The sequence below is a fragment of the Luteibacter sp. P4_E6 genome (genome assembly GCF_056401535.1).
This window is the reverse complement of sequence record NZ_JBFUJE010000227.1, coordinates 1-6336: the sequence shown is the minus strand read 5'-3', so window position 1 is coordinate 6336 and position 6336 is coordinate 1. Positions and strand designations below refer to the sequence as shown.

The window sequence follows — 6336 nt, the reverse complement described above, 5'->3', positions numbered from 1 at the left end:
CTGTCCGTCGGCGGTCGGCCGTACCGCCGCCAACGTGGCCGCCAGGGCCGCTGAGGGCAGGCCTCGTGGGGTATCCCGCTCCAGGCCGGCGAGGTACCAGTGGTCTACCCGGTCGACGAGCGCCTCGATGACCCCGCCGACGTCCTTGTCGGCCAATGCGCCGTAGACGGCGCGCAGCTTCCCGCGGCGCGGCGTGCCGTCGAGCCACGCGGCCAGCGCCCGCGCAGCCTGCGGGTTGTGGCCGACGTCCACCAGCGTCAGGGGATGTTCCGCGATCCGCTGCAGGCGGCCGGGGACACGGACGCCGGCCAGCGCTCGCCGGATCGCATCGGCAGAGACATCGACACGCGGTCCGAGGGCATGAAGGGCGGCGATCGCCGAGGCGGCGTTGTCGATCTGCACGGGCGCGTCGAGCCGCGGCCGCGGCAGGTCGAACACCGTGCCATCGCTATGCGACCAGCGCCAATCGCCCTCTCCGGGCACGTCGGTGGCCCAGAAAGCACTGCCGCTTGCCACGACGTCGGCGCCGATGCCGCCCAAGGCATCCATCAAGCCAGCGGGCGGTCGATGCTCGCCGACGATCGCGGGCCGCCCTGCCCGGGCGATGCCGGCCTTCTCGCGGCCGATGCTGTCCCGATCGCCGCCGAGCCAATCCTGGTGATCGAGATCGATAGTGGTGATAACGGCAACATCGGCATCGATGATATTCACGGCGTCGAGACGACCGCCAAGGCCGACTTCGATCACGGCGACATCGAGCCCGGCGCGGGACATCAGATCGATCGCCGCCAAGGTGCCGAACTCGAAATAGGTCTGGGGGATGGCACCACGTGCGGTCTCGATACGCTCGAAAGAGGCCACCAGCGCTTCGTCGGACGCGTCCTCACCTTCGATGCGCACCCGCTCGTTGTAACGAAGCAGGTGGGGCGAGGTATAGCAGCCCACGCGATAGCCGGCGGCACGCAGCATGCCCTCGATGAAGGCGRCCGTGGAGCCTTTCCCGTTGGTCCCACCGACGGTGATGACGATCGGCGCGGGGCGCGGCGCACCCATGGCTTCCCACACGGCGCGAATGCGATCGAGGCCGAGCTCGATCTCGCGCGGATGCGTGCGTTCCTGATACGAAAGCCATTCGGCGAGCGTGCGCATGAAGTCGGTACCTTGTGGAAGAGCGATAAAGCTTAGTCCTGCGCAAGACAATGTAGGAGCCGATTCATCGGCGATCCCGCGGCAGCGGGCCAGCCTGCCGCGAGCACCCGTTCGCCGATGAATCGGCTCCCACACAAAAACGCCAGCCCGAAGGCTGGCGTTTTCACAACAACGAATCAACCCGACCGATCGCTACAGATCAGCAGTTGTCGTCGGCGCCGAACGGGTCGTCGAGGATGATCGTGTCATCGCGGTCGGCACCCGTCGCAACCAGTGCCAGCTTGCAGCCCGAGAGTTCCTCGACGGCACGCAGATAGGCACGAGCGGCCGGCGGCAGCTTGTTCCAGTCGCGGATGCCTGCGGTGGACTCTTCCCAACCCGGGAACTCGAGGTAGACCGGCTTGCACTCGGCCCAGCCATCGGCGTCCAGCGGCGCCAGCTCACGACGCTTACCGCGGTATTCGTACGCGATGCAGACCTTGATGCTTTCCAGGCCGTCGAGCACGTCGAGCTTGGTGATGGCCAGGCCATCGATGCCGTTGATCTGCACGGCACGCTTCAGCGCGACAAGGTCGATCCAGCCACAGCGACGCGGACGGCCCGTGCTGGCGCCGAACTCGTTGCCCTTTTTGCGCAGCAGTTCGCCCATCTCATCGTTGAGTTCGGTCGGGAATGGACCGCCACCGACGCGCGTGGCGTAGGCCTTGCAGATGCCGAGCACGTAGTCGATGTCGCGCGCGCCGACGCCGGTACCGGCCAGCGCACCGCCCACCGTCGTGTTCGACGAGGTGACGTACGGATACGTGCCGTGGTCGATGTCGAGCAGCGCGCCCTGCGCACCCTCGAACAGGATATTGCCGCCTTCCTTGCGCACGTCGTGCAGGATGGTAGCGACGTCGTCGACCATCGGACGCAGGTACTCGCCCCAGGTCAGGGCTTCGTCGAGCACGGTCTGGTAATCGACCGGCTCGGCCTTCAGCCACTGGGTGAGCACGAAGTTGTGGTACTCGACGGCGGCCTGCACTTTCTCGGGCAGCTCATGCGGGTACATGAGGTCGGCCACGCGGATGGAGCGGCGGGCGACCTTGTCTTCGTACGCCGGGCCGATACCGCGCCCGGTGGTACCGATCGCCTTGGCGCCGGAGGCGACTTCGCGCGCCTTATCGACAGCAATGTGGTACGGCATGATCAGCGGGGTGGCCGGCGAGATCTTCAGACGCGGACGGACGTCCACGCCCTGAGCCTCGAGCTCGGCGATTTCGCTCATCAGGGCGGCCGGCGACAGGACCACGCCGTTACCGATCAGGCAGAGCGCGTCGTCGCGCAGGATGCCTGAGGGAATCAGGTGCAGGACGGTCTTCTTGCCCTTGATCACCAGCGTATGACCGGCGTTATGGCCACCCTGGAAACGCGCGACGGCACCGACGCGCTCAGTGAGAAGATCGACGATCTTGCCCTTGCCYTCGTCGCCCCATTGCGCGCCCAGAATAACGACTGACTTACCCATTTTGACGGTTCTCTTTAGTTGCGTTGCCCAGCAGGGCGATGTGGATCTTGATTAGCGCGCGCGGCCGGGGCCGTCATTGAGATAGCGCAGGAATTCGGAATCGGGCTTGAGCACCAGCACGCCCTTGCCGTCGGCGAAGGATTTACGGTAAGCCGCGAGGCTTCGGTAGAACGAGAAGAACTCGGGATCCTGGCTGTAGGCCTGGGCGTAGATGGCGGCCGCCTGCGCGTCGCCGTCGCCCTTGACCTTGGTCGCGTCGCGATTGGCGTCGGCGAGCAGGACCACCTTCTGGCGATCGGCATCGGCACGAATCTTCTCGGCGCTTTCCTGGCCCGTGTAACGCAGTTCGTTGGCGAGCTGGAGGCGCTCGTTACGCATGCGCTTGTAGACCGAGCCACTGACTTCGTCGGGCAGGTCGATGCGCTTGATGCGAACGTCGACGATGGCGATGCCGAGGTTCTTCCGCGCCGCCACATCGGTGTCCTTGCGCACCTGCCCGGTGATGTCCTCGCGGCCACCGGCGATCAGGTCTTCGAGGTTGCGCGAGTTGAACTCGTGGCGCAGGGCGTCTTTCACGATCGGCGTCAGGCGCTGAATAGCCTGCGTTTGCTCGCCCGACGTGGCGCGGTAATACGCCGCGTTATCGGCGATGCGCCACTTCACGTAGAAGTCGACGTTGACGCTCTTCTTCTCGAGTGTGAAATAGCGCTCGGGTTGCGCATCCAGTCCGAGGATACGGTTATCGAAGCGCATCACCTGCTGCACGACGGGAATCTTGAAGTGCAGGCCGGGCTGGTAGTCGGCTCGCACGATGCGGCCGAACTGCAGCAGGAGGGCATTCTCGCCTTCCTTGACGACAAAGGCACTGTTGAAGCCCAGCAGGACGACGACGAGGACGATGAGGCCGGAAATGTATTTCACTGCGCATTCCCCTGCGGATTCGGGTTCGCGTCGGTGGTGGCCGACTGGATGACCGGACCCACGCCAGGCACGTTGCGAACCGTGCCGCCGTTCGACTCGACCGGAAGCTGAATGATGTTCTTGCCGTTGGTGCCGTCGACGACCTTCGGATTGCCGGCCATGACTTCCTCGACGGTCTCGAGCCAGAGGCGACGACGCGTGACTTCCGGCGCGGCGCGGTATTCCTTCAGCAGCGCATTGAAGCGGTCGACGTCACCGTTGGCGCGTGCGATGCGCTCCACGCGCTCGCCCTGCGCTTCGGCGGCAGCACGCGCGGCATCGCCACGGGCAACCGGCACGACCTGGCTCTCGTAGGCGCGAGCCTTGTTCTCTTCGCTTTGCTTGTCTTCGCGGGCGGCGTTGACGTCGTCGAAAGCGTCCTTCACTTCCTTCGGCGGCGACACGTTCTGGAAGCTCACACCCGTGACCAGGATGCCGGCGTCGTACTTGTCGAGCGTGGCCTGAAGGATGTCGCGCGTCTGCTGCTGCAGGGTTTCCTTCGCCGCCGGAGCGACGCCTGCCACGGGAGCCTGCGCCGGCGTAGGCGTATCGACGCCCGGCGTGGTCAGGATGTTGTCCATGATGTTGGCACCGACGACGGAGCGGACAGCCGCTTCCGACGCATTCTTCATCGTGCCGTTTTCGATGTCGTTGTTCGAATACAGGAACTTGCGCGCATCGGAAACCTGGTACTGCACGTTGAAGTCGATCGCGATGATGTTCTCGTCGCGGGTGAGCATCGACACGTTGTCCGAGATCGAACGGACCTGGGTCATCTCGACCTTGGTGACCGTTTCGATCGGGCTGGGTGCCTTCAGGTGGAAACCGGGCGGAAGTACGCGAGAGAACTGGCCGAAGCGCAGCACCACACCCACCTGCCGGGCGTCGATCACCGTGTAGCTGCTGACCAGCAGCCAGGCCACGACGAAGACGAGGACGACAGCGAGTACGCCGCCGCTCCCCGCGCCGAACTTGCCAAAGCGAGCCTTGAGGCTTTTGAGCATGCCGTCGAGATCGGGCTTGCGCCCGCTCGACCGGTTGCGGTTCCAGGGATCCTTCTGGCCGTTACCGGGTTCGTTCCAAGCCATGGGCGACAGTCTCCTTGGGGGACCGGAGGGTGGGCGGCTGGCAAGCCTTCAGGTGAACCCGAACAGCGGGGATGGGCGGTGGGCGTGGTGGCGCCCGCCGCCGCGCCGAATGGGCACGCAAACGTTGTGAATTCTAGCAGACGGAGGCGGATCGGTGCTCGATGGCGACCGATCAGAACTCCGCGTGGGGTGGGTCGATCAGGTCACGGAGCGATCTGGCGTTGGCATCGTCGCCGATCAACGGCGCCAGCACTGAGCGCGGCGCGTCGATATCCAGGTGCCAGCCGTGCTCGTCGATGGCCTCCCCGGCGATCGCGCCAGCCGCTTTCAAACGGGCATGAAGGCGCCCGGCACTGAGAGGAAGCTCAAGACCCGCACGAATCCGGTCGCCACCAAGCAACTCGCCCAGCGCCTCACGCAGCCCTTCAAGCCCGGCGCCACTCGCCGCCGAGAGCCAGACCTGGCGTGGCTTGCCGTCTTCGCCGCGATCGACGCGCGGTTCGGCGTCGATCAGATCGACCTTGTTCATCACCGACAGCTGGGGCACGTCGCCGGCACCGATCTCCTCGAGCACGTCGTTGACCACCCGGCGAAGCATGTCGCGCTCCTCGTCGGCGGCATCACTGACGTGGATGAGCAGGTCGGCGTCGCGGGCCTCGGCCAGCGTGGCGCGGAAAGCGGCGACGAGGTCATGCGGCAGTTCCCGAATGAAACCGACCGTGTCGGCGATCACCGCGGGGCCGCAGGACAGGCCGTCGATCTTGCGAACCGTGGGGTCCAGGGTGGCGAACAGCTGGTCGGCGACGTAAACGCCGCCGGTGGTCAGCGTATTGAATAACGTGGACTTGCCGGCATTGGTGTAGCCGACCAGGGCCACGCGCGGCACCGTGTTGCGCAGGCGCGAGCGACGCTGCTGGTCGCGCTGTGTCTGCACTTTCTCCAGACGCTTGCTCAGCATCTTCACCCGCTCGGCAAGCAAGCGGCGGTCGGTTTCCAGCTGGGTTTCGCCCGGGCCGCGGTTGCCGATGGCACCGCCGCGCTGGGCGTCCAGATGGGTCCAGCCGCGGACCAGGCGAGTCGCGATGTGCTTGAGCTGGGCCAGCTCGACTTCGAGCTTGCCTTCATGGGAGCGGGCGCGCTGGGCGAAGATGTCGAGAATCAGCCCGGCGCGATCGACGACCCGCGTCCCCAGGTGCTTTTCGAGATTTCGCTCCTGCACGGGCGTGAGCTCGTGATCGACGAGGACCAGATCGGCCTCGAGCGCGCGCACGGCTTCGGCGACCTCGTCGGCCTTGCCGCTACCTATGTAGAAACGGGGGTTGGGGGACGCCACCCGGGCCGGGATGCTGGCCAGGACCTCGGCGCCGGCCGAAGCGACCAGTTCGGCGAATTCTTCGCCACGACGAATCGCGTCGCCTTCGCTACGCGAATGCGGCAGGACCAGCACGGCCCGCTCGCCTTTCTTTTGCCTATCGAACACTTAGGGGGATGACCTCATGCAGAAGAAGGGGTGCGCGCTGCCAAAGCATACGCGCACCCGTCCCTTTACATATGGGTTGTCGCCTGGGCCCCTCAACCCTCGGCGTCGCCCGCACCCGATTCCGAGTGATTCTCGTGGCCACCGACCCGCAC

General features: G+C 65.7%; 5 protein-coding genes. All 5 read right to left on the bottom strand.

The features are described from left to right. Nucleotides 1-1149 (bottom strand): bifunctional tetrahydrofolate synthase/dihydrofolate synthase (gene folC, locus AC1DT2_RS13760; RefSeq protein WP_477296884.1); only part of this gene is annotated, 1149 nt, incomplete at its 3' end. A gap of 199 nt (nt 1150-1348) precedes the next feature. Then, nucleotides 1349-2656, bottom strand: coding sequence for an adenylosuccinate synthase (locus tag AC1DT2_RS13755; protein ID WP_213948356.1), 1308 nt, complete (start codon nt 2654-2656; stop codon nt 1349-1351). A 51-nt stretch (nt 2657-2707) separates the two neighbouring features. Continuing rightward, the gene (gene hflC, locus AC1DT2_RS13750) at nt 2708-3577 is read right to left on the bottom strand and encodes a protease modulator HflC (protein WP_063573604.1); all 870 of its coding nucleotides are present in this window, start codon (nt 3575-3577) and stop codon (nt 2708-2710) included. After that, nucleotides 3574-4704: an FtsH protease activity modulator HflK gene (gene hflK / locus AC1DT2_RS13745; RefSeq protein WP_063573603.1), complete on the bottom strand. Its 1131-nt coding sequence runs from the start codon at nt 4702-4704 to the stop codon at nt 3574-3576. The genes hflC and hflK overlap by 4 nt, the downstream gene beginning before the upstream one ends. A gap of 172 nt (nt 4705-4876) precedes the next feature. Continuing rightward, nucleotides 4877-6184, bottom strand: a complete 1308-nt coding sequence (gene hflX, locus AC1DT2_RS13740; RefSeq protein ID WP_477296881.1) for a ribosome rescue GTPase HflX — start codon at nt 6182-6184, stop codon at nt 4877-4879. Nucleotides 6185-6336: the final 152 nt, after the last annotated feature.